Raw genomic sequence first — 22,297 nt, 5'->3', positions numbered from 1 at the left:
CCCGTTCGCGGGCTTCTACTCGCCGGTCGGGAGGGGTGTTCCAGCCCACACCGAAACGCGCTAGTGTGCGTTGTTGACGGCGGGCCAGCTGCTGACAACGAAGTCCCGGCGGGCCGAGAACCGCGGCGCCAGCCGCCAAAGACAAGGAGTACTCGTGGAGATTTCAGGTTCCGCTGCCATCGTCACCGGAGGCGCGTCCGGCCTCGGTGCCGCCACCGCCAAGCGTCTCGCCGACGCGGGCGCCACTGTCTTCGGTCTGGATGTCCCCCAGTCCATCGAGCGCGCGGGCGACAGCGTCCCCGCCGGCGTCACCCTGATCGCGGCCGACGTGACCAGCGGCGACGAGGTCGCGGCCGCGATCGCCACGATCACCGGTGGCCCCGCCCCGCTGCGCATCGTGGTCAACTGCGCCGGTGTCGGCTGGGCCGGTCGCATCCTGTCCAAGAACGGCCCGCACGATCTGGAGCTGTTCCGCACGGTCATCACCGTGAACCTGCTCGGCACCTTCAACGTGATGCGCCTGGCCGCCGACGCGATCGCCAAGACCGAGCCGGTCGACGAGTACGGTCAGCGCGGCGTGGTCGTCAACACCGCCTCGGTCGCGGCGTTCGAGGGTCAGGTCGGCCAGATCGCCTACTCGGCGTCCAAGGGTGGCGTGCACGGCATGACCGTGCCCGCCGCGCGTGACCTGGCGCAGTTCGGCATCCGGGTGAACACCATCGCCCCCGGCATCATCGACACCCCGATGCTGGCCGGTGTCACCGAGGAGTACCGCAAGGGCCTAGAGGCGGGCGTCCCGTTCCCGTCGCGCCTGGGTCGTCCGGATGAGTACGCGCAGCTGGTCGAGTACATCGCGGCGCACGACTACCTCAACGGCGAGACCATCCGGATGGATGGCGCGCTGCGGATGGCGCCGCGGTAGCCGCTGGGCCACAACGCCTTTCGAGGGCCACCGCGCGATATCGACTTCGCGTGGTGGCCTTCGTCGTGCCTCTTCTCGAGCACTACTGAACGATACGGACAAAAAGGGTGCTAGGTTAGCGTCGCCTGTCCTTACTGAGCCGAGGTTGTCCTAATGAATCGTGTACTGATCCGTCTCGCCGCCCTCGGCGCGGTGGTCGCCCTCGGTGGCGCCGCCTGCTCCAGCGATTCCGACGACACCGCCACCGGCGATCCCTCGGCGACCGTCGCCGCCGACTGCGACAACATCGGTGATCCGAACGTCGTCACCGTGTACTCCGGCCGCGCCGAGAAGCTGGTGAAGCCGCTGCTGGACCAGGTCGACGAGAGCATCCTCGGCCCCGGTGTCACGATCGAGGCCTTCTACGACCAGAAGCCGGTGAAGATCCTCGAGGAGGGCACGCGTAGCCCCGCCGATGTCTGGTTCGGGCAGGACGCGGGTGAACTGGGCGCCCTGGCCGAGCACGGCTACCTCGGTACCCTGCCCGACAGCGTGACCAGCCTCGTCCCGGCCGCCTACGTCGACTCCGACAGGCGCTGGACCGCGACCACGCTGCGTTCGCGCGTGCTCGCCTATGACCCGAAGCAGGTTTCCGAGGCCGACCTGCCGTCGGGCATCGACGCGCTCGTCGAGGACGCCGAGCCCGGCACGATCGGCTATGCCCCGACGAACGCCTCCTGGAAGAGCTTCGTCACCGCCCTGCGTGTCCTGCGCGGCGAGGACGGCGCCCGCGAATGGCTGACCAAGTTCAAGGACGCGCAGCCGGTGGAGTTCGCCAAGAACGGCGCGGTGCTCGACGCCGTCAACCAGGGCGAGGTGAAGTTCGGCCTGATCAACCACTACTACTGGTTCATGCAGACCGACTCGATGGGCGCGGACAATGTCAACGCGAAGATCCATTACTTCAAGGGTGACACCGAGCCTGGCGCGCTGGTGAACATCGCCGCCGCCGGAATCCTGACCTGCTCCAACAGCACCGAGGCCGCGGGCAAGCTGGTGCAGTTCCTGCTCTCGGAGCAGTCCCAGCAGTACTTCGCCGATGAGACCGGCGAGTACCCGGTGCTCGAGGGCGTGCAGTCCAAGCACGCGCTGCCCGCGCTGACCGACCTCGACCCGCCGACCATCGACCTGAACCAGCTCGAATCCGTGGAAGCCACCGAGGCGTTGCTGCGCGAGGTCGGACTGCTCAAGTGACCCGATGATCCAGGCCTTTCCGCCAGTGCGACGAGCGGTACTGCCGCTCGTCGCGCTGCCCGCGGTGGTGATCGCCGCGCTCCCCCTGGTGTACACAGTGCTGCGCGGCACCGACCGGGGGTGGGAGTCGTTGTGGCGCTATGTCGGTTCGGCGCGTACCGCCGAACTCGCGGGCAACACGTTCACCCTGCTCGCCGCGGTGACGGCGGCCTCGGTCGTGCTCGGCACCGGCGCGGCATTCCTACTGGCGCGCACCGATATTGCGCTGCCGCGGGTGTTCCTGCCGCTGCTCGCGATGCCGCTGGCGATCCCGTCCTATGTGGCCGCGTTCTCCTGGCTCACCCATGTCCCTGGACTGGCCGGGTTCGCCGGGTCCTGGCTGGTGTTGACCGCGAGCAACACGCCGCTGGTGTTGCTGCCGGTGTACGCCGCCCTGCGCGCCGCGGATCACGCGCCGGAGGAGGTGGCCCGCTCGCTCGGCGCCGGACCGCTGCGCGCCTTCGCCACGGTGACCGTTGCGCAGATCCGGCTTCCGCTGCTGGCCGGCGCGCTACTCGGCGCGCTCTACGTGCTCAACGACTACGGCGCGGTCGCCATGATGCGCTACGAAACCTTCACCAAGGGCATCGATTACGCCTACAACGCCAGTTTCGACCGCACTGCGGCCAATGTGATCAGCCTCGTGCTCGTCGCGGTCGCGCTGGTCTTCGCCGCCGGGGAATCGCTGGCGCGCGGAAAGACCGCGAACAGGGTCGGCTCCGGCAGCGCCCGGACCGCGAGCGTTCTGCGGCTCGGCACCGCTCGGGTGCCCGCGCTGCTGGCACTGTCGGCGCTGGTCGCGGTGTCGGTGCTGATGCCGCTGGGCGGACTGCTGCCCTGGCTGTTCGGACACACCACCGGGGCGCTCGACATCCCCGAAATACTGTCCGCCCTTGGCAATACCGTCACCTTCGCCGGCGCGGCCGCGCTGCTGACGGTACTCATCGCCCTCCCGGTCGGGATCATGGCCGCCCGCTCCCGCGGCCCGTTCGCGCGATCGATCGAACTGGCCGCCTACGCCGGGTACGCGCTGCCTGGCATCTCAGTGGGCCTGGCGCTGGTGTACTTCGGCATCAACACCATGCCCGCTTGGTACGGACACGGGCAGCTGGTGGTGCTGGCCTATATCGCACTGTTCCTGCCGATCTCGATCGGCGCGACCCGGGCCGCGATCGCCGCGTCGGGACCGCAGTTCGAGCAGGTCGCCCGATCACTGGGCAGCAACGGTCTCAGCACGACGGCCAGGGTGACCGTGCCGCTGGCCGCGCCGGGCATTCTGGCCGGCGCCGCACTGGTTTTCGTGAGCTGCGCCAAGGAACTCCCGGCCACGCTCCTCCTGCAACCCGCCGGACAGAACACCCTCGCACTGGAGCTGTGGAAACACACCGAGGTCGTGCAGTACACCCAGGCGGCCTGGTACGGCTTGATCCTGGTCGTCGTCGCGGTGCTGCCGACCATCGCGTTGCAGCGCATCGTGGGCGGGACTCCGGTCGCGGCGGTGCGCGTCGACAGCGAGGCGTCGCGGTGAACACGATGCCTCGCGCGGCGCGTGCGGGCCAACCTGCGATCCCGGCTGAACTCGTGATCGACACCGCGAGGCACGGGCGCGCGACCGAGCCGAGAGCGACCGCAGCCCTGGTGCCGGTGATCGCCGCGCCGCCGACGGTCGCGGTGTGCGCGCCGCTGCTGCGGTGGGTGCGGTGTGCGGATGTCGATGACCCGAGTGGTGCGCAGCGGAGAAGGGTGGCGTGGTGAGTGAACTGGCGATCTCGGGGCTCGGAGCGGGCTATCCGGGGCGAGAGGTGTTGCGCGGGGTGAATCTTCGGGTTCCGGCGGGAAGTCTGACCGCGGTGCTCGGGGCGTCCGGCGGCGGGAAGACGACGCTGTTGCGGGCCGTCGCGGGGTTCTTGCAGCCGACGGCCGGGGAGATCCGGGTCGGGTCCGAGGTCGTCGCCAGCGCGCAGCAGAGCGTGGCGCCCGAGCGCAGGCGGGTGACGATCGTGCCGCAGGAGGCGGCGCTGTTCCCGCACCTGACGGTGGCCGCGAACATCGGGTACGGGCTGCCGGGCTGGCGGGCGAAGACTCGGCGGGCGCGCCGCGCGCGGGTGGCCGAACTGCTCGAGGTGGTCGGGCTCGAGGGGTACGACCGGCACCGGCCACAGCAGCTTTCCGGTGGGCAGCAGCAGCGGGTGGCGCTGGCCAGGGCGCTCGCGCCCGCCCCGGCGGCCGTCCTGCTCGACGAACCGTTCTCCGCGCTCGACGCCGGGCTGCGTGCCTCGGTGCGCGACCAGGTCCGCGAGATCCTCACCGGCCTCGGCACCACAACCATCCTGGTCACCCACGATCAGGACGAGGCGCTGTCGATGGCCGATCAGGTGGCGGTGCTGCGCGAGGGAACGGTGGCCCAGGCCGGCACACCCGAACAGCTCTATCGCGCGCCGGTCGACCTGGCCCTCGCCCAGTTCCTCGGCGAGGCGGTGCTGTTGCCCGCCGAAGCCGACGGTTCGACCGCCGGGACCGTGCTCGGCCCGGTGGCACTGACCGAGTCCGCGCGCGGTACCGGCGTGATACTGCTGCGTCCCGAGCAGTTGAGCATCGCGCCGGGCGGTGACACGGCCATGGTGACGCGGACGAGTTTTCACGGTCACGATGCCGTGCTCACGCTCCGGGCCGGTGAGGTGGAGCTCTCCGCGCGGGTGCTGTCCCCCGTCGAGGCTCGGGCCGGGGACACGGTGGCGGTAACGGTGCGCGGGGCGGGAGTGTTCTACCCGGCGAAGTCGTCAGCGAAGTGACCTCGGGCCTCCGGTGGATTCGCTATCCGGCCTGCCCGTAGTCCACCTCTGGCGAGCGGTTCCCGACTCGGCGCCCAGCAGAAAGGCCGGCACGGCCCAGCTCTCGCCGGAAGGTCACCAGCGACCGCCCGGGTCCGTTGTAGTCCAGGACCGGACCCGTCACGGTGAACCCGAGGCTGCGATGGAAATCGATCGAGGTGAAGTTGGCCGGAGAAGTGATGGCGGTGACCACTTTTCGGCCGTCGGCGCGGGCGATGGCGAAGAACCGATCGTAGAGCGTGCGGCCCAGCCCGACCTTGCGGGCGTCGGGACGTACCGCGACGAAGTGAATGTAGGCGGTGTCGGGGTCGGACGGGGAACCGAAACCCACCAGGAACCCCGAGATTCCGTCCGCGTCGCAGGCGATCAGGCTGGTGCGGTGGAAATGGTCGAGGAACATGCGCGGCAGATCCTGCACCACCGTTGCGCCCCACCAGTTGTCGACCACGGCGATCAGACTGTCGTAGTCGTCGGGGCGCGCACGGCGGATCCCGTGCCCGGTCGGGAGATCACCGTCGTCGGACCCGGGTCGACGGACCTCGTACCCCGCGCTCATCACTCCATGGTGCCGCGTGTTCGCCCGGTCAGCACGGGTATTCCGCATCGTGAATCCAGTTCCGCGGTCCGGCCGGCCTCGTCGAGGCCGGCCGGACGGTCGCACACTCAGACCGTTCGGGTCAGGCGCTCGGTCAGCAGCTGGGCGAAGTGCGCCGGGTCCTTGAGCTCGCCGCCCTCGGCGAGAACCGCGGTGCCGTAAAGCAATTCGGCGGTCTCGGCGAGTTCGGGCACCTTGCCCTCGTCGGCATCGGACTTGCGCGCGTCGTAGGCATCGCGCAGGCCGGTGACCAGCGGGTGGGTCGGGTTGAGCTCGAGGATGCGCTTGGACTCCGGCAGCGCCTGGCCCGAGGCGCGGTACATGCGCTCGAGCATGGGGGTGAAGTCGTAGACGTCACCGACCAGGCAGGCCGGGGAGGTGGTGAGCCGGTTGGTGAGGCGCACTTCCTTGGCGACCTCGTCGAGGGTCTTGCCGAGCCAGGTGAGCAGGTCGGCGAAGTCCTTGTCCTGCTGCTCGCGCAGCGCCTCGGTCTCCTTCTTCTCGTCCTCGGTCTCCAGGTCGACCTCGCCCTTGGCGATGGACTGGAACTTCTTGCCGTCGAACTCCGGCACCGAACCGACCCACATCTCGTCGACCGGATCGGTCAGCACGAGTACCTCGAGCCCCTTGGCCTTGAAGGCTTCCAGGTGCGGCGAGTTCTCCACCTGCGCACGGCTTTCGCCGGTCATGTAGTAGATCGCGTCCTGGCCGTCCTTCATCCGGTCGACGTACTGCGCGAGCGTGGTGAGCTCGGAGTCCGAGGCGGTGGAGGCGAACGAGGAGACGGTGAGCAGGGTTTCGCGGTTGTCGGTGTCGGAGAGCAGGCCCTCCTTGAGGACTCGACCGAACTGCGACCAGAACGTCTGGTACTTGGTCTGATCCTCAGCGCCCTGCAGGTCCTTGACTGTGGACAGCACCTTCTTCACCAGGCGCTTGCGGATCATCTGGATCTGGCGGTCCTGCTGCAGGATCTCGCGGGAGACGTTGAGCGAGAGGTCCTGCGCGTCGACCACACCCTTGACGAAGCGCAGGTACTCCGGCATCAGCTCTTCGCAGTTGTCCATGATGAACACCCGGCGCACGTACAGCTGCACACCGCGCTTGTGCTCACGGGTGAACAGGTCGAACGGCGCGGTGGACGGGATGAACAGCAGGGCCTGGTACTCGAAGGTGCCCTCGGCCTTCAGCGGAATGATCTCGAGCGGGGAGTCCCAGGCGTGCGAGACGTGGTGGTAGAACTCCTTGTACTCCTCGTCGGTCACCTCCGCGCGCGGCCGGGTCCACAGGGCCTTCTGCGAGTTGAGGACCTGGTCCTCGACGATGGTCTTCTCGACCTTCTCCTCGCCCTCGCCCTCGGTCACCGTGCGCTCGACCTGCATGCGGATCGGCCAGGCGATGAAGTCGGAGTACTTGCGGACGATCTCGCGCAGCTTCCATTCCTGCGTGTAGTCGAAGAGGTGATCGTCCTCGTCGGGGGCCTTCAGCTCGAGCGTCACCGAGGTGCCCTGCGGCGCGTCGGCGACGGTGTCGATGGAGTAGGTGGAGCTGCCCGCGGCGGCCTCCCACCGGGTGCCCTCACCCTCGCCCGCCTTGCGGGTGGTCAGCACGACCTTGTCGGCGACCATGAAGGTGGAGTAGAAGCCGATGCCGAACTGGCCGATCAGCTCCTCGGCCGCCGCATCGGACTTGGCCTCGGTGAGCTTGCGGCGCAGGTCGGCGGTGCCGGACTTGGCGAGGGTCCCGATCAGATCGATCACCTCGGCGCGGGACATGCCGATGCCGTTGTCGCGCACGGTCAGGACGCGCTTGTCGCTGTCGACAGCCAACTCGATGTGCAAGTCGGCGGTGTCGGCGACGAGATCCTTGTCCTGGAACGCGGCCAGCTTGAGCTTGTCCAGTGCGTCGGAAGCGTTCGAGATCAGCTCCCGCAGGAACGTGTCTTTGTTGGAGTAGACCGAGTGGATCATCAGCTCGAGGAGCTGGTGGGTCTCGGCCTGGAACTCGAGAGTTTCGACGTGCTCATTGACGGTTGATTCCTGTTTCACAGGGGCTCGCTTCCCGCTAGGCGGAGAGACTGACAGCCCCTCCGCAGGCGTTTAACCACTCCGCACGGCCTGCGGCGTGGATATTGACAGCGGCGTTCAGGTCGCGGTCGTGGACCGCGCCGCACGCCTGGCATGTCCACTCCCGAATCGAGAGTGGCTTCGGGCCGTCGCGAACTCCGCAGCTCGAGCAGAGTTGGCTCGAGGGATGGAACCGGTCGACTCTGCCGAAGACGCGCCCGTATCGCGCAGCCTTCTGCTCGAGCATGCGGATGAACTTCCCCCACCCCGCATCGTGCACCGACTTCGCCAACCGCGTCCGCGCCAGACCCCGAACGCACAAGTCCTCGACGAATACCGCTTGATTCTCGCGGATGATCGTCGTCGACTGCTTGTGCGCCCAGTCTCGCCGGGCATCGGCCACCGAAGCGTGCGCCCGCGCGACCCGCACGCGTTGCTTCGCCCGGTTCCTGCTTCCTTCCTCCTTGCGCGACAAACACTGTTGCGCTTTGCGGAGTCTGTGTTCGGCCCGGCGGAGAAATTTCGGGGACGAGATGGTTTTGCCGTTCGACAACACCGCGAAGGTGGTCAAGCCCAGGTCGATACCGACCTCGGAGTCGGCCTCGGGGAGTGAGGTCGCGTCCACTTCGACTACGAAGCTCGCGAAGTACCGCCCCGCCGAATCTTTGATAATCGTCACCGACGTCGGCTCTGTCGGCAGCTCCCGCGACCACCGGACATCCAGTTCCCCGACCTTGGCGACGTCCAGGGTCCGGTTCGCGCGGAGGCGGAATCCGTTGCGGGTGAACCGTATCGACTGCCTGGAGTCTTTGCGTGACCGGAACCGTGGCGCTCCCGACCTCGGGCCCCTGCGTTTGCCCGACATCGAGTCGAACCAGTTGCGGTACGCGCGCCGCGCATCTTGACATGCCTGAACCAGGACAACCGAGGCCACGTCCGCTAGCCAAGCGCGCTCCGGTGTCCTTTTCGCGACGGTGACAACCCGCTTTTGTATCTCGGTATCGGAGAGACGTTCTCCCGCAGCGTAGGTGGTTTGCCGCACGCGCAGACAGTCGTTGAACACCACCCGCGCACACCCGAACGCCTGAGCCAGGCTGAGTTGCTGGCTTGGTGTCGGGTAGAGACGGTACTGGTACCGGAGCTGCACCATTGCAAGATAGCCCGGACCACCGACACACCTGTCGATCCATCAGCCGGGCCCTGCAGGACCGGGCGTTCGCGCTACGCACCCTGGTCACGACGACGATCTTATTACCGACCGAAATCGGCGATGGAGGGAACCTCGGCCACGGCCTCGAGCGTCATCCAATCGCGCAGGACCTGGGTGGCCCGAACATCGTCTTCGTTGTACTCGAGCAGGCGCGTGCGCTGGGACATGTCGCTGTCGGCGTCGTAGCCGACCGCGCGGCGATACCAGCCCATCGACGCCTCACCGCTGGCCTCGGGATCGCGCCAGCTGAAGCCCGCGACCGGGGCGATCTTCTTCAAACCCTTGCCGTTCGGGCAGATGAACTGGTCGGTGACCGCCTGGAACATGTCCACCCACTCGGTGGAGTCGACGAAGGCGCGCACCTGCTCGCGCGTCGGCACCCCGGGCATCCCGGCGAACCGCTGGGCCGACTCGTAGAGCCATTTGTCCTCAGCGGTCCGCGAATAGCAGTAGGCGGCAAAGGTTTTGCCCGCCGCGTGGGCCGAGGCGCGCACCTGCATGAGCCAGGTCCAGAACTCGCCGAACGAGCGGCCCTCGTCCTCGGTGGGCAGCGGTACCCAGGTGAAGAACGGGCGGTAGACGCCGTCGAGCAGCGTGCCCCACAGGTAGGCGCCGTCCTCCTGGTAGCTCTCCAGGTCGACGTCGACCTCCACGTCGGCGCGCCGCACGCTGACCTGGTCGAACCGACGTACCAGCGGCGCTCCGGCGATCCAGGCGCGTGCGGTGACCACGGTCTCGTCGAACGGGCCGTGCTGCCAGTCCTCGGGCGCCTCGCCCGTCCAAGCGGCCAGCTCGTCGACGGTCTGCACGCCGTGCACCCGCAGCACGTCGGCCCGTGAACCCGGTGCGACCAGGCTCACATCACGCATCCGCACCAGTTGCCCCTCACAACTGGGTTCGTCACCGGCACCGCGCACCCACCAGGGGCACTGCCTGCACTCGGGCACCTTCGAGGGCTGGGTCGGCAGCTCGCCGCGCACCACCGCGATGCGGTCGGCGTAGCGCTGGTCGTAGTCGGCCAGCACGCCGGTCAGGTCGTGGACGAGGATGCGGTCGAAGGCCAGGCCGATCGCGCCGCCGACCAGGGCGGGGCTGGCCATGCCGTGGCGCTGCAACATCCGGTACAGGTGCGCGAGGCGCTGCTGGTCGCGCGGTTGCGGGCGCAGTTTCACGTGCTTGTCGCGGCGGGGCTGCCAGCGGAACAGATCAGAGGTCAGCGGGTGGAAATCGGCCGGATCGGGGCGGCGCGGGTCGGTGACCTTGTGGTTGACCACGATGATCGGGATGTAGCCGCCGCGGTCGTCGTCGCGCAGCAGGAACTCGGCGCCGCCGCGACGGCCGGTATCGGCCTCCTGGGGCAGCAGCCCACCCCAGATCCGGGGCGCGCGCGCCTCGATGGCGGCCATGGTGGCGGCGGCCTTGTCGCCGGCGCGCAGCCGCGGGTCGATCACCACCCAGTCGGCGGGGGCGGCCGCGACCAGCTCGTCGCGGACTCTCGTGCGGTGCGCGCTCGCCGCCTCGCGCCGCTGCTGCACACCCGGGTCCTCGCGGACCTCGGTGAGGACGGCCGGGAAGGTGGCGTCCAGGCGCAGCCGATGGCGGCAACCGATCAGCGAGCGCGCGTCCAGATAGGCGGCACGGGGGCTGAGCCCGATCTCGGCCCCTCGATCGAGGGCAGCGGAAACGCGGGCCGGGCGATGCGCCGACCCGCCGTCGAAGTCGTCCTCGGCCGCGTGCACGCAAGCAGTATGGTCCTTCCCCCCGACACAATGCCCAATCGCTACCCTCATCCCACTACGCTACGAAGTACGGCAGGCCGCTATCCCCGGCTCTGCCTCATGACTTGGCGAGCATGACGGAGGGCCTGATCTCATGGGGTTGTTCAGCAAGCGCAAGCGGCGACCGAGCCGACGCGCTGAGGCGAAGGCACTCAAGCACAAGGCGGCCGTCGAGGCGAAGCTGAGCGCGAAGAACGAGCGCAAGGCCGCCAAGGCGGGCGAACGCACCAACCGGCGCGCGGCGAAGTCGGCGGCCCGCACCGAGGCCAAGGTGGCCAAGGCCCAGATCGCGACACTGCAGGCCGAGGAGAAGGCCGCCCAGAAGCTCGCGGCCAAGGCCGACCGCGAACTGTTCAGCGCCGCCCAGATCCGCAAGTACATCGGCGTGGCCAGGGTACTCATCCCGGTCCTCGCTCCCCTGGCCTACCGCGGCGCGACCTTCGTGCGTGGCCAACTCGACGCGCGCAAGGCGCAGCAACTCGGCATCGGGCTCGACCAGCTCGGCGAGTTCAGCGGCCACGGCGCGCGGCTGCAGGCCCGCATCGTCAACGCCGAGTCCGCGCTGGACAAGATCACCGCCGACGCGCCCGGCGACGCCGACACCAAGAAGTACGTCGACGCGGCCCGCTCGCGGCTGACCGATCTCACCGTCGCGGTGAATACCGCGGAGCAGATGCCCGCCGCGCGCCGCAAGGCCGTGCACACCTCCATCTCGGCCGAGCTGTCCGTGCTGGAGAACGACGCACTGGCCCGCCTGGGCGTGCGCTGATCCCGTCGTGACCATGCCGCAGCTCACCTCCCGCCTGCGCGGTGGTGGCTGCGGCGTACTCGTGGGCGGGTTGGCGATCGCCGCGCACGGAATCGCGGGCGGCGGGGTGCCGCGGTCGGCGGAAATCACGCTGCTGCTGCTGGTTTCGGTGGGTGCGGGGATTCTCGCCACGCGCGGCGACGCTGGAGCCGCCGGCCTGGGGCGAACGCTCACCACATCCGCACACGCTGCGGCACAGCGTCGATCCGGTTCCGCCCCGCTGGTGAAGAGGGCACGCGAGCTGCCCGGTCGGGCGGCCCGCGCCTGCGCTGCCGCCCCAGCGGTGCGCACCACGACAGCCCTGCTGGGCGGTCAGTGGGCTGGGCACCATGCCCTGACCGGCACGCTCGAGCACCACGGCGGTGTTGTCGATGTGTTGCATCTGCCGAGCGCGTCGATGGCGGTGGCACATGTCCTCGCGGCAATCATCTGTGCCGCACTGATTCTCGTTGCCGAGCGGCTGTATCTCGTGGCGTCGAGCGTGGTTCGGGCGGCGCTCAGCGCGCCCTCCGCCACCCTCTTCCGGCCGACTGCCCGCTGGTCGATCGCCCTCGCCGCGCACGGCGCACGTCCGAAGGGTGCGCGATGTCCGCGCGCACCGCCGCTGTTCGCCTGATCCAGACGACCCCAGATTTCTCTTCGGACAGAAGGCATTCCATGCACAACTTCATCACCCGTGGCACCGGGACCGTCGCCCTCGCGGCGGGGCTGGTGCTCGTCGCCGGTGGTTCGGCGGCCGCGCACGTGACCGTCGACGCCCCCGGCGCGGCCAAGGGCGGTTACACCGTCGCCACCTTCAAGGTGCCCACCGAATCCGACACCGCGGCCACCACGGCGCTGCGCGTCGCCGTGCCGAACCTGAAGAGCGTGCGCACCGAACCGCTGCCGGGCTGGACTTCGACCGTCGAGCGCAACGACAAGGGCGAGACCGTCGCCGTCGCCTGGACCGCCAACCCGGGCAACCCGGGCGTCGGCCCCGGCCAGTTCCAGCGCTTCGTGCTCTCGCTCGGTCCGCTGCCCGACCAGGACACGGTGATCTTCCCCACCGAGCAGACCTACAGCGACGGCAAGGTCGTCGCCTGGGACCAGCCGAGCACCGACGGCGCCGAACCCGAACGCCCGGCGCCGAGTGCCACCCTGACCGCGAACAGCGGCGGGCACGGCGGCGATCACCAGGTCGCCTCCTCTGAGACCAGCGAATCCGGCCACGACACCGTGGCCCGCTGGCTCGGCGGCCTCGGCCTGGCCCTCGGCCTGTTCGGCGCCGCACTCGGCCTCGGCCTGGTCTTCCGCGCGCGGCAGGCGTCATGATGCGCGCCGACGCACTGTCGCGGCCCGGCAAGCACGCCCCGGCACCCCGTCGTCCCGCCGGGCTCGCGGTCCTCGTGACGCTGCTGGCGGCGCTGTTCGCCGCGGCCTTCGCGGCGGGCACCGCGGGCGCGCATTCGGGCGCGGTGAGCAGCGTGCCCGAGGACGGCTCGACCGTCGAGGTCGGGCCCGCGCGGGCCAGCGTCACCTTCAACGAGGAACTGCAGAAGACCTTTCCGTCGCTGACCGTGGTCGGTCCGGACGGGCGGCTGTGGTCGAAGGGCGAGGTGCTCGTCGAAGGGCCGACGGTGAGTGTGGAAGTGGGCGAACTGGGACCGGTCGGTGAGTACACGCTCGCGTTCCGGGTGACCTCCGCCGACGGCCATCCGGTCAGCGGGACCCGGCACTTCACCCTCAGCAAGGAGGGCACCGGTACGGCGGGCGCCAAGCCGGGTGCGGACAGCGCCGACGGCGACGGCGATTCCGGTGGGGTGCCCGTGTGGGTGTTCGTCGCCGGTGGTGTGGTGCTGTTCGGCGCGGGCCTGGCGGTCGCGCTGCTCGGTGGCCGGTCCGGTCGCAAGAAGTAGCCGGCGATGACGACCGGTCGCCGGGCACCCGGCGCCACGCGGCAGCCATGGCGGCTGCTGGGGCCGGTCGTCGCCGCGGCCATGGCCGGCGTGGCGCTGGCCTGGGCGCTGCGCGGCTTCGACGGTTTTCCCGTGGTGGCCTGTGCCCGCGTCGTCGCCGACGGCGCGGGCGCGACCGTGCTCGGGCTGGCGGCGCTGCCCCGGCTCAACGACCGGCTGCGGGTCACCTGGCGACCGGTCGCGGTGCTGGCCGGTGTCTGGTTCAGCGCTGAGTTCGCCGTGCTGGTCGGCGAGGCGGCCGAGATCGTCGGCGTGCCGGTGCGTGCCCTCGGGGCGAGCGATTTCGGTACGTTCCTCGGTCGGCTCAGCGCCGGACAGATCGGGATCGCGATCCTGTTCTGCACCGGCGCCATCGCCTGCTACGCGGCGGTGGCCTACCGCCGACCCGACGCGGCATCGCCGGATCTGGTGCTGGTGTTCGCCGCCGTCGCGCTGGCGCTGCGCCCGATCACCGGGCACATGTCCCAGCAGATGTTCGGCTCGGTGCTGGCGGCGGTGCACGCGCTGGCCGCCGCGGGCTGGCTCGGGCTGCTGCTCGCGATGGCATTGGTCCTGCGCACCCGCGGCGAATGGGCGGCCACGCTGCCCCGCTACTCCGCGCTGGCCGCGCCGCTGGTACTCGCGGTCGCCGCGACCGGGTTGATCGATGGGCTGGTGCGGCTCGGCGGGATCGAGCCGCTGTGGTCGAGCGGGTACGGGCGGATCCTGCTGGCCAAGTTCGTGCTGCTGTGCGTGCTGGCGGGACTTGGCTGGTGGTGGCGGCGCACCTGGGTGACGCGGGCCGCCGATCACCGGGTCACCGCGCAGGTTTCGCTGCGCAATGCCGCCGTGGAGGTGGTGGTGATGGCGTTGGCGTTCGGGCTGGCCGCCGTCTTGGCAGTCACCGCGTAGTCACCTCCGTCACGTTCGCGTCCGATGCCGTTGGACGATGTACGAACCGATTACAGTGACCGGCATGACCGAAGTGAGGATTGTCGAAGACTGCGCTGCGTCGGCCGAAACCGCGTTCGCCTTCGTCAACGACTACCGCAACCTGCCGAAATTCTGGTACGGCATCGAGTCCTTCACCCCTGTCACCGAGCAGACCGACGGCGTCGGCGCGAAGTTCGACGGGAAGATGAAGCTCGGCCCCGCCTCGCTGACCTCCCGCATCGAGGTGATCGGCTGGGAAGCGGGCCGGTTGATCGCCACCAGGTCGATCAAGGGCTTCGAGATCGTCTCGACCTTCCGGTTCCTGCCCAAGAGCCCCGACCTGTCCACGGTCGACGCGACCATCGACTACTCGGTCCCCGGCGGCATCGCGGGCAAGATGCTCGGCAAGACCATCGAGCCCTTCGTCAAGATCGCGGTCAAGCACACCACCGACAGCCTGATCCGCGAGATCGCCAAGGCACACAGCGAGAACAGCTGACAACACCGACTCGCCCACCTGACACAATCAGCCCATGACCGAATCAGCGAATGTTGTGGCCACCGCCGATCTGGCCGATGAGATCGGCCCCGAGATCCGCAGCTGCGACACCCAGTTCATCCAGTTCGGTGGCCGGGCCGCGTTCGCCGGACGGATCACCACGATCCGCTGCTTCCAGGACAATCTGCTGGTCAAGCAGACCCTCGGCGAGCCGGGCGAGGGCAAGGTGCTCGTCGTCGACGGTGGTGCGAGCGTGCACACCGCGCTGGTCGGCGACATCATCGCCGGGCGTGGCGTGGACAACGGCTGGGCCGGGGTGATCGTCAACGGCGCGGTGCGTGACTCCGCGATCCTGCGCACCCTCGACATCGGGGTGAAGGCGCTGGGCACCAACCCGCGCAAGAGCACCCAGACCGGCAGCGGCGAGCGCGATGTACCGGTGGAGTTCGGCGGAATCACCTTCGTCCCGGGCGAGATGCTGTACAGCGACCCGGACGGCGTGGTGGTCCGCGCTGTGTGATTGGAGCGCTGGCGCGCTCGAGGTCGCGGCCCCGGGGGTCCCGCCGGTCAGTCACCGTTGCTTGCTCCTTCGTCGCCTACGCAACGGCGCCTGACCGGCGGGACGGCCGCGACGGCCGACTGCGTCGGCCTGCCCCTCCTCGAGGTCGGGGCGTGCGGGTTGCTAGTTCCCGGAGACTCGCACTGTGTGTCCGGCGAGGACGACGATGTCGCCGAGCTGCAGTTGCCTGCCGCGGCGCAACTCCACCTCGTCGTTGACCCGGACCAGGCCCTGGGCGATCACCATCTTGGCCTCGGAGCCCGAATCGATCAGGTTGGCCAGTTTCAAGAACTGCCCGAGCTTGATGACATCGTCATCGATGGGCACATCGACTGGTTCCGACATGCGCTAATACTTACTCCTTCGCGAAAAAGGCTCTGCGACCGGCCCTGGTGACGAACACGCCGCGCCAGCCGCGACCCGCATCCGGCCCGCGAGCGCTCACACTGGATCAGTGACCCCCACGCAGGCCGAGCAGCACCCCATCGTCGAGGCAGCACCGGACAGATCGCCGGTCCCGCATCGCGCGCACGGCAGGTTGTCCGAGGTACCGCACGTCACCGGGATGATCCTCGGCGTCTTCGCGGTGCTGTGCCTGCTGTGGAGCCTCTCGCCGACCCTGCGGCATCTGACGCAGACGCCGCGCCACTTCGTGGACATCTACTACTTCGACGCCCCCGACAGTCTGGTGTGGGCGCTGGTCGTCGGGTTGCTCGCCGGGGCGATCGCCAGCCGAAAACGCGTCGCCTGGTGGCTGCTGTTCGGCTACCTGGTGCTGTACACGGTGTCCAACATCGTGTCCTTCGTCGCCGACGACGACAGGGCCGCGCTGGTGGCCTTCTTCGTCCACCTGGTGGTGCTCGGCGTGCTGCTCGCGGCGCGCAAGGAGTTCTACACCCGGGTCAGGCCCGGTGCGCTCTGGAAGGCGCTCGGGGTGCTGGTCGCCGGGTTGGCGGCGGGGTGTCTGCTCGGCTGGGGCCTGGTCGAGCTGTTCCCCGGCTCGCTGCCCGCCGGTGCGCAGCGACCGCTGTGGGCGGTGTACCGGGTCACCGCGGCGGTGCTGGTGAACAACGAGCACTTCGACGGCCATCCGCGCGCGTGGGTGAACTTCGCGCTCGGCGTGTTCGGCGCGATCGCGCTGCTGGCGGCGGTGATCGTGCTGCTGCGCTCCCAGCGCGCCGACAACGCGATGACCGGGCTGGACGAGTCGGCGATCCGAAGTCTGCTGGCGAGCAGTGATGTCGAGGATTCGCTCGGCTACTTCGCGACCCGCAGGGACAAGGCGGTGGTGTTCGCGCCGAATGGCACAGCGGCGATCACCTATCGTGTCGAGCTGGGTGTCTGCCTGGCCAGCGGCGATCCGATCGGGCCGAAACAGAGCTGGCCGCAGGCCATCACGGCCTGGTTGGAGCTGGCGGACCGGTTCGGCTGGGCACCCGCGGTGATGGGCGCGAGCGAGATCGGCGCGACCGCCTACCGGCGGGCCGGACTCACGGCGCTGCGCCTGGGCGACGAGGCGATCCTCGACACCCGCGCGTTCTCGCTGGCCGGGCCGGAGATGAAGCAGGTGCGCCAGGCCGCCAACCGGCTGCGCAAGCACGGCATCGGCGTCCGGGTGCGCAGGCATCGTGAGATCCCGGCCCCGGAGGTCGCCGAGATCATCGCCCGCGCCGACGCCTGGCGCGACACCGAGACCGAACGTGGCTTCTCGATGGCGCTGGGCCGCCTCGGCGATCCGCTCGACGGTGACTGCCTGCTGGTGGAGGCCGTCGATCACGACGACCGGGTGCACGCCATGCTCTCGCTGGTCCCGTGGGGCCGCACCGGCGCCTCGCTGGAGTTGATGCGCCGCGACCCGAACAGCCCCAACGGCGTGATGGAACTGATGATCTCGCAGCTCGCGCTGAACTCCGACCAGTACGGCGTCACCAAGGTCTCGCTGAACTTCGCGGTGTTCCGCTCGGTGTTCGAGGAAGGTGGCCGGATCGGCGCGGGCCCGGTGCTGCGGGCCTGGCGCGGGGTGCTGCTGTTCTTCTCGCGCTGGTGGCAGCTCGAGGCGCTGTACCGGTCCAATGTGAAGTACCACCCGCGCTGGGTGCCGCGGTTCTTTCTGTATGAGGAGCGCAGGCAGCTGCCCCGGGTGGCGACGGCGAGCGGGCTGGCCGAGGGGTTCCTGCCCCGGCTGGGCAGGGCGCCCGACGCCGCGGTGCACACCGGCACGAATCCGGCTGTCCCCGCGACGATCACCGGACTGCACGCCGACGGCAGCCCGCCCGACGCGCCCGAAGGCGCGGACACCGAGCAGGGTCCGCGCAGACCGGAGCAGGTGCGGGTGCGGATGGACAAGCTGCACCGGCTCACCGCCGCCGGCGTCGACGCCTACCCGATCTCCTACCCGCCCACGCACACCATCGCCGCGGCCCGGCGCGCGCCCAAGGGCACCACGGTGCGGGTGGCGGGCAGGCTGCTGCGCATCCGTGACCACGGCGGAGTGATCTTCGCGGTGGTGCGCGACTGGACCGAGGAGATCCAGTTGGTGATCGACCGCGAGCGGGTCGGCGCCGATCGCGGCGCGGAGTTCACCGAGTTCTTCGACCTGGGTGACCTGATCGAGGTGAGCGGCCAGATCGGCACCAGCAGGCGCGGGGAGCTCTCGCTGCTCGCGCAGGACTGGCGGATGAACGGCAAGTGCCTGCATCCGCTGCCCGACAAGTGGCGCGGGCTGGCCGATTCCGAGGCCAAGGTGCGGCAGCGCTATGTCGACATGGTGATCAACCCCGAGACCCGCGAGGTGATGGCCAAGCGCAGCGCGGTGCTGCACTCGCTGCGCGACTCACTGTTCACCTGGGGCTTCCTCGAGGTCGAGACGCCGATCCTGCAGCAGGTACACGGCGGCGCCAACGCGACCCCCTTCCGCACCCACATCAACGCCTACGACCTGGACCTGTATCTGCGCATCGCGCCCGAACTGTATCTCAAGCGGCTGTGCGTCGGCGGGATGGAGAGAGTGTTCGAGATCGGGCGGACCTTCCGCAACGAGGGCGTGGACTTCAGCCACAATCCCGAGTTCACGATCCTGGAAGCCTACGAGGCGCACAGCGATTACCTGCGGATGATGCACCTGTGCCGCCAGCTGATCCAGGACGCGGCGATGGCGGCCAACGGTGCCGAAGTGGCCCTGCGGCCCAATGATTCCGGCGGATTCGACACCGTCGACATCTCCGGTGAGTGGCGGGTCAAGACGGTGCACGGCGCGGTCTCGGAGGCCATCGGCACCGAGATCACCGCGCGCACCGACCTCACCCGGTTGCGCGAACTGTGCGACGGCGCCGGGGTGGCGTATCAGCACGGCTGGGACGCCGGACAGGTGGTGCTGGAGATGTACGAGCACCTGGTGGAATCCCAAACCACCGAACCCACCTTCTACCTGGACTTCCCCACCTCGGTCTCCCCCCTGACCCGCTCGCACCGCAGCATCCCCGGCGTCACCGAACGCTGGGACCTGGTCGCCTGGGGCGTCGAACTGGGCACCGCCTACAGCGAACTCACCGACCCGGTGGAACAGCGCCGCCGCCTCACCGAACAGTCGATGCTGGCCGCGGGCGGCGACCCCGAGGCGATGGAACTCGACGAGGACTTCCTCCAGGCGCTCGAACACGCCATGCCCCCCACCGGCGGCCTCGGGATGGGCGTCGACCGCGTGGTCATGCTGATCACCGGCCGCAGCATCCGCGAGACCCTGCCGTTCCCGCTGGTGAAACCCCGCTGACGAGTCCGGCCACGGTCCGCGGCCACTGTCCGGGCCCTCGGCAAGTCCTGACCTGATTCGCGGACTCGCGGCGCTACCCTCGCCCGATGGCAGGTCATGCTGCGGAGTCCGCCGATCGGCACCTGGTCGCCAAGGGACTGTCCGCGACCGGGATGGCCGGGCTGTTCCTGCTGCTTCGCCTGTTCGCGATCACCGACTACGACTGGAACGCCGCGTTCTCGGTGGCGGGCACGATCGGCATCGACGATGTGGCCGCCATGGTGCTCGGCACGCTGATGGCCAGTCCGGTGCTCGGTGGCGTCGCGCTCGGCATCCTGTTGCCGGTGGCGGTGATCCGCCAAGTCAGGGCGGGTCGGCCGAGCTGGACCAATGCCGGCAATCTGGCTTGGCTGATCGTGGTCGCCCTGTTCACCGCGTCGCTGCTGTGGACATTTCGGATGTGGTGGGTGCTCGGGCTCGCGGCCGCGGTCGGGCTCGCGCTGTACCTGCTGTCGCGTACCGGGAAACGCGATCCCGAGGGTGCCCGGTTCGCGCGCTGGTTCATGTCCAGTTCCGCGCTGATCGTCACCGTCGCCGCGCTGATCCTGGCCGCGAGCGTGCAGGTGCCGTGGGTCTCGCTCGAACACATCCACACCACCGCCGGGATGGTCGAGGGGTATGTGCTGGAGAATCCGCCCGGGTATCTGAAGGTGCTGCTCGAAGCGGGTCGCGAGATCGTCATCATCGACACCGCCGATGTCACCGGCCGCCAGGAGATCGAGCCAGAGCCGTGAGGTTCACCCTGATGCGGCAGAGTGTGGAGTCGTGCAGCTGATTCTCGTCCGTCATGCCCAGCCCGACCGCGTCGTGAGCACCACCGCCGCCGCCGACCCCGGGCTGACCGAGGTCGGCCGACGCCAGGCCGCGCGGGTCCCCGACGCGCTGGCAGCGCACCAGATCGCGCGCATCGTCAGCAGCCCGCAACGCCGTGCCCGCGACACCGCCACGCCCACCGCGACCGCCCGCGCACTCCCCGTCGACATCATCGACGACCTCGCCGAATACGACCGCGACCTTTCCGCCTACATTCCGATCGAGGACGCGAAGACCGACTTCGCCGACGCCTACGCCCGCATCAAGGCCGGCCTGCTCCCCGAACAGATCGACGGCCCCGCCTTCACCGCCCGCGTCCTTGCCTCGGTAGAAGCCCTGGTGGCCGACACCGCGCCCACCGACACCGTCGTAGCCTTCGCCCACGGCGGCGTCATCAACGTCCTCCTGGCCGACGTCCTGGCCCTGCCCCGCCCCCTGACCTTCCCCATCGACTACTGCTCCATCACCCGAATTCTCTACTCCCGCACAGGAACCCGCACGGCCGCGACGATCAACGAAAACGGCCACGTCTGGAACCTCCTCCCCCGCAACCTGTCCCGAACCGCCCAGTGACAGCGGAAAGGCCCGGTGCCGATGACACCGGGCCTTTCCACGAACGCACTCAGGCGTGCGAAGCGATCCAGTCACGCATCCACGTGATGGCGGTCTTCCCACCGCCCACCTGGTAACTCCCGTACAGCGTGTGCGCCTGGGACCGGTAGAACCGCTCCAGATCCTTGGCCCGCTGCTGATTGGCCGCCTCGGACAGCTGCGCCTGCAAGGTCGGTACCCCACCGTGCGCCATCAGATCGGTCATGATCTGACCCGCCTCGATCTGGTACCGCCACAGGTTGGCCGGGTTCGCGTCCGAACTCTGGGCCAGGAACCCGGCGAAGCGGGTGACGAAGTCGTCGGTGGCCGTGGCGCAGTAGAGATCGTCGACCGCGCAGATCGTGCGGGTGCGATCGCTGAGCCAGCCGAAGCCGCCCGGCCGCGCGCCACCGCCGCCCGCGCCCGGCGCGATCGGACCCACCTGCACGTCGGTGGGCGAGCGCCGCGGATCGGAGATCAGGCCGACGGCCGCGATGCGATCGGCGGGAATCTTGCTGATCCCGGTGCCGATCTCGGCCGCGAGATCACCGGCCGCGTCGGCGCCCTGGCTGTAGCCGACGAGCGCGGCCCTGGTGTTGGCGCAGGCGGCGAGCTTGTCGCTGATCAGCCCGCGGGCCGCGTTGACGGCCTGCTTCTTGGAGCTGCCGTAGACATCGCCTTCCCAGGGGAACGCGGTCGCGGCATAGGTGACGTAATCGACCTGGGTGTTGCGAGGCAGCCCTCTGGTGACCCCGGACAGCATGCCGGGGCCGGGGGGCTTGTCATGACCGGTTTCCCAGGTTCCGGGAATGGCCACTACGTAGAGACTTGGACAGCCGGGCGCCGCGTTGGCACTCGTGCTGCCGATCATGATGCCGGACATCATCGCCGCGGACGCTCCCACAGCCGCGACAACTCTCTTCAACTGCATACCGCTCCAGTTCAACCTTGCTCTCGTCGATGCAGAGCAAACCCCGATGACTTTGTGGCTACCCAGACCTCGCCGCGAATCACAATAGGCGTACCGGCGCCGTGGTGCCACATGTCCGGACGATCAGGGCTGATCTTCGATCGGAAATCGGCGCTGACGTGGGCCCAGCGCACCGAGGATTCGACGTGCGGAATCAGAGCATTGCGGGCCAGTTCATTTCGGGTGTAGCCTCGCGCACATAGATCGGCCCCCGGGAGCGCTACCAACGCTCACCGAGGGCCTGGGTACGCGCGGACCGCGAACTGCTGATTCCTCACCTCAGGCCCCGCCGTTCACGGTCGTCACCGACGAGCCCGGCACAGCGGGGAACTCACACCTCCAGGTCCTCCTCGATGCCCTTGAGGCGGTGGCGGGCCATCGCGAGGTTGGAGCGGCTGCGGTCGAGGGCGAGGTAGAGGAACAGGCCCTTGGACTTGCGGCCGGTCATCGGGCGGATGACGTGGTACTGGGTGCCGAGGGTGATGAGGATGTCCTCGATGTCCTCGTTGAGGCCGAGCTGTTCGATGGTGCGCATCTTGGCGCGCACCACCTCGGTGTTGCCCGCCGCGGCGACCTGCAGGTCGAGGGCCTTGGTGCTGCTGAGCATGCCAAGGGCCATCCCGCTGCTGTAGTCGACGACCGCGGCGCCGATCGCGCCGTCGATCACCATCATGTCCTTGAGCGCCAGATCCATATTCGACATATCGTGCC

Annotated in this window: 21 protein-coding genes; 14 read left to right on the top strand and 7 right to left on the bottom strand. The window is 69.1% G+C overall.

Features of this window, described 5'->3' with window-relative positions; all coding sequences use genetic code 11:
• The first annotated feature begins 154 nt into the window (after positions 1-154).
• The 4 genes from BOX37_RS00395 (at position 155) to BOX37_RS00375 (ending at position 4,986) form a co-directional block, all read left to right on the top strand.
• Positions 155-922 carry an SDR family NAD(P)-dependent oxidoreductase gene (locus BOX37_RS00395; RefSeq protein WP_071925709.1) on the top strand — a complete coding sequence of 256 codons (768 nt, stop codon included), beginning with the start codon at positions 155-157 and terminating at the stop codon, positions 920-922.
• 153 nt (positions 923-1,075) lie between these two features.
• Positions 1,076-2,155 (top strand): extracellular solute-binding protein, encoded by a 1,080-nt coding sequence (locus BOX37_RS00390; RefSeq protein ID WP_071925708.1) that lies wholly within the window; start codon positions 1,076-1,078, stop codon positions 2,153-2,155.
• Positions 2,156-2,159: 4 nt separating this feature from the next.
• Positions 2,160-3,722: an ABC transporter permease gene (locus BOX37_RS00385; protein WP_084759349.1), complete on the top strand. Its 1,563-nt coding sequence runs from the start codon at positions 2,160-2,162 to the stop codon at positions 3,720-3,722.
• A 223-nt stretch (positions 3,723-3,945) separates the two neighbouring features.
• Positions 3,946-4,986, top strand: coding sequence for an ABC transporter ATP-binding protein (locus BOX37_RS00375; protein WP_071931058.1), 1,041 nt, complete (start codon positions 3,946-3,948; stop codon positions 4,984-4,986).
• 22 nt (positions 4,987-5,008) lie between these two features.
• Here BOX37_RS00375 and BOX37_RS00370 read toward each other — a convergent pair whose 3' ends face one another.
• The 4 genes from BOX37_RS00370 to BOX37_RS00355 form a co-directional block, all read right to left on the bottom strand.
• Positions 5,009-5,581, bottom strand: coding sequence for a GNAT family N-acetyltransferase (locus tag BOX37_RS00370; protein ID WP_084759348.1), 573 nt, complete (start codon positions 5,579-5,581; stop codon positions 5,009-5,011).
• Between the two features lie 107 nt (positions 5,582-5,688).
• The gene (gene htpG, locus BOX37_RS00365) at positions 5,689-7,665 is read right to left on the bottom strand and encodes a molecular chaperone HtpG (RefSeq protein WP_071925706.1); all 1,977 of its coding nucleotides are present in this window, start codon (positions 7,663-7,665) and stop codon (positions 5,689-5,691) included.
• 16 nt (positions 7,666-7,681) lie between these two features.
• Positions 7,682-8,833: an RNA-guided endonuclease InsQ/TnpB family protein gene (locus tag BOX37_RS00360; protein ID WP_240505153.1), complete on the bottom strand. Its 1,152-nt coding sequence runs from the start codon at positions 8,831-8,833 to the stop codon at positions 7,682-7,684.
• Positions 8,834-8,934: 101 nt separating this feature from the next.
• Positions 8,935-10,683 (bottom strand): TM0106 family RecB-like putative nuclease, encoded by a 1,749-nt coding sequence (locus BOX37_RS00355; RefSeq protein ID WP_084759347.1) that lies wholly within the window; start codon positions 10,681-10,683, stop codon positions 8,935-8,937.
• A gap of 82 nt (positions 10,684-10,765) precedes the next feature.
• On the opposite strand from BOX37_RS00355, the gene BOX37_RS00350 reads away from it, so the two are divergent.
• From BOX37_RS00350 to rraA, 7 genes are all read left to right on the top strand, one after another.
• Complete coding sequence (locus BOX37_RS00350) at positions 10,766-11,440, top strand: DUF6474 family protein (RefSeq protein WP_071925705.1); 675 nt, start codon at positions 10,766-10,768, stop codon at positions 11,438-11,440.
• Between the two features lie 7 nt (positions 11,441-11,447).
• On the top strand, positions 11,448-12,095 hold the full coding sequence (locus BOX37_RS00345) for a hypothetical protein (protein WP_071925704.1): 648 nt from the start codon (positions 11,448-11,450) through the stop codon (positions 12,093-12,095).
• A gap of 41 nt (positions 12,096-12,136) precedes the next feature.
• Positions 12,137-12,790, top strand: coding sequence for a YcnI family copper-binding membrane protein (locus BOX37_RS00340; protein WP_071925703.1), 654 nt, complete (start codon positions 12,137-12,139; stop codon positions 12,788-12,790).
• Entirely contained in the window at positions 12,790-13,374 is a 585-nt protein-coding gene (locus tag BOX37_RS00335) for a copper resistance CopC family protein (RefSeq protein ID WP_084760526.1), read from the top strand. Before BOX37_RS00340 ends, BOX37_RS00335 begins: the two co-directional genes overlap by 1 nt.
• Positions 13,375-13,380: 6 nt before the next feature.
• Entirely contained in the window at positions 13,381-14,325 is a 945-nt protein-coding gene (locus tag BOX37_RS00330; protein ID WP_084759346.1) for a CopD family protein, read from the top strand.
• A 64-nt stretch (positions 14,326-14,389) separates the two neighbouring features.
• Positions 14,390-14,845, top strand: a complete 456-nt coding sequence (locus BOX37_RS00325) for an SRPBCC family protein (protein WP_071931053.1) — start codon at positions 14,390-14,392, stop codon at positions 14,843-14,845.
• Positions 14,846-14,879: 34 nt separating this feature from the next.
• Positions 14,880-15,365, top strand: a complete 486-nt coding sequence (rraA, locus tag BOX37_RS00320) for a ribonuclease E activity regulator RraA (RefSeq protein ID WP_071925702.1) — start codon at positions 14,880-14,882, stop codon at positions 15,363-15,365.
• A 162-nt stretch (positions 15,366-15,527) separates the two neighbouring features.
• Here the strand turns inward: rraA and BOX37_RS00315 are convergent, their stop codons facing one another.
• A complete protein-coding gene (locus BOX37_RS00315; protein WP_071925701.1) occupies positions 15,528-15,749 on the bottom strand; it encodes an RNA-binding S4 domain-containing protein in 222 nt (73 codons plus the stop codon).
• 109 nt (positions 15,750-15,858) lie between these two features.
• Here BOX37_RS00315 and lysX point away from each other — a divergent pair, with 109 nt between their 5' ends.
• The 3 genes from lysX (at position 15,859) to BOX37_RS00300 (ending at position 20,598) form a co-directional block, all read left to right on the top strand.
• The gene (lysX, locus tag BOX37_RS00310) at positions 15,859-19,173 is read left to right on the top strand and encodes a bifunctional lysylphosphatidylglycerol synthetase/lysine--tRNA ligase LysX (RefSeq protein ID WP_071925700.1); all 3,315 of its coding nucleotides are present in this window, start codon (positions 15,859-15,861) and stop codon (positions 19,171-19,173) included.
• 86 nt (positions 19,174-19,259) lie between these two features.
• Positions 19,260-19,946, top strand: coding sequence for a hypothetical protein (locus BOX37_RS00305; protein ID WP_071925699.1), 687 nt, complete (start codon positions 19,260-19,262; stop codon positions 19,944-19,946).
• 31 nt (positions 19,947-19,977) lie between these two features.
• Positions 19,978-20,598 carry a histidine phosphatase family protein gene (locus tag BOX37_RS00300; protein WP_071925698.1) on the top strand — a complete coding sequence of 207 codons (621 nt, stop codon included), beginning with the start codon at positions 19,978-19,980 and terminating at the stop codon, positions 20,596-20,598.
• Between the two features lie 49 nt (positions 20,599-20,647).
• On the opposite strand, the gene BOX37_RS00295 is transcribed toward BOX37_RS00300, so the two are convergent.
• Positions 20,648-21,547: a cutinase family protein gene (locus BOX37_RS00295; RefSeq protein ID WP_084759345.1), complete on the bottom strand. Its 900-nt coding sequence runs from the start codon at positions 21,545-21,547 to the stop codon at positions 20,648-20,650.
• A 370-nt stretch (positions 21,548-21,917) separates the two neighbouring features.
• Positions 21,918-22,289: a hypothetical protein gene (locus tag BOX37_RS00290; RefSeq protein WP_071925697.1), complete on the bottom strand. Its 372-nt coding sequence runs from the start codon at positions 22,287-22,289 to the stop codon at positions 21,918-21,920.
• Positions 22,290-22,297 lie beyond the last annotated feature (8 nt).

Origin of the sequence: Nocardia mangyaensis (genome assembly GCF_001886715.1) — a bacterium.
Lineage (GTDB): Bacteria > Actinomycetota > Actinomycetes > Mycobacteriales > Mycobacteriaceae > Nocardia > Nocardia mangyaensis.
This window is presented reverse-complemented; position numbering and strand designations above follow the sequence as displayed.

Bases quoted from the DNA above. Each gene is read 5' to 3' on its own strand.
- BOX37_RS00360 (WP_240505153.1), bottom strand. From the start codon at position 8,833: ATGGTGCAGCTCCGGTACCAGTACCGTCTCTACCCGACACCAAGCCAG.
- BOX37_RS00390 (WP_071925708.1), top strand. From the start codon at position 1,076: ATGAATCGTGTACTGATCCGTCTCGCCGCCCTCGGCGCGGTGGTCGCC.
- BOX37_RS00295 (WP_084759345.1), bottom strand. From the start codon at position 21,547: ATGCAGTTGAAGAGAGTTGTCGCGGCTGTGGGAGCGTCCGCGGCGATG.
- BOX37_RS00325 (WP_071931053.1), top strand. From the start codon at position 14,390: ATGACCGAAGTGAGGATTGTCGAAGACTGCGCTGCGTCGGCCGAAACC.
- BOX37_RS00315 (WP_071925701.1), bottom strand. From the start codon at position 15,749: ATGTCGGAACCAGTCGATGTGCCCATCGATGACGATGTCATCAAGCTC.
- BOX37_RS00370 (WP_084759348.1), bottom strand. From the start codon at position 5,581: ATGAGCGCGGGGTACGAGGTCCGTCGACCCGGGTCCGACGACGGTGAT.
- BOX37_RS00355 (WP_084759347.1), bottom strand. From the start codon at position 10,683: ATGAGGGTAGCGATTGGGCATTGTGTCGGGGGGAAGGACCATACTGCT.
- rraA (WP_071925702.1), top strand. From the start codon at position 14,880: ATGACCGAATCAGCGAATGTTGTGGCCACCGCCGATCTGGCCGATGAG.
- BOX37_RS00290 (WP_071925697.1), bottom strand. From the start codon at position 22,289: ATGTCGAATATGGATCTGGCGCTCAAGGACATGATGGTGATCGACGGC.
- BOX37_RS00385 (WP_084759349.1), top strand. From the start codon at position 2,160: ATGATCCAGGCCTTTCCGCCAGTGCGACGAGCGGTACTGCCGCTCGTC.
- BOX37_RS00330 (WP_084759346.1), top strand. From the start codon at position 13,381: ATGACGACCGGTCGCCGGGCACCCGGCGCCACGCGGCAGCCATGGCGG.
- BOX37_RS00350 (WP_071925705.1), top strand. From the start codon at position 10,766: ATGGGGTTGTTCAGCAAGCGCAAGCGGCGACCGAGCCGACGCGCTGAG.
- BOX37_RS00340 (WP_071925703.1), top strand. From the start codon at position 12,137: ATGCACAACTTCATCACCCGTGGCACCGGGACCGTCGCCCTCGCGGCG.
- BOX37_RS00305 (WP_071925699.1), top strand. From the start codon at position 19,260: ATGGCAGGTCATGCTGCGGAGTCCGCCGATCGGCACCTGGTCGCCAAG.
- BOX37_RS00335 (WP_084760526.1), top strand. From the start codon at position 12,790: ATGCGCGCCGACGCACTGTCGCGGCCCGGCAAGCACGCCCCGGCACCC.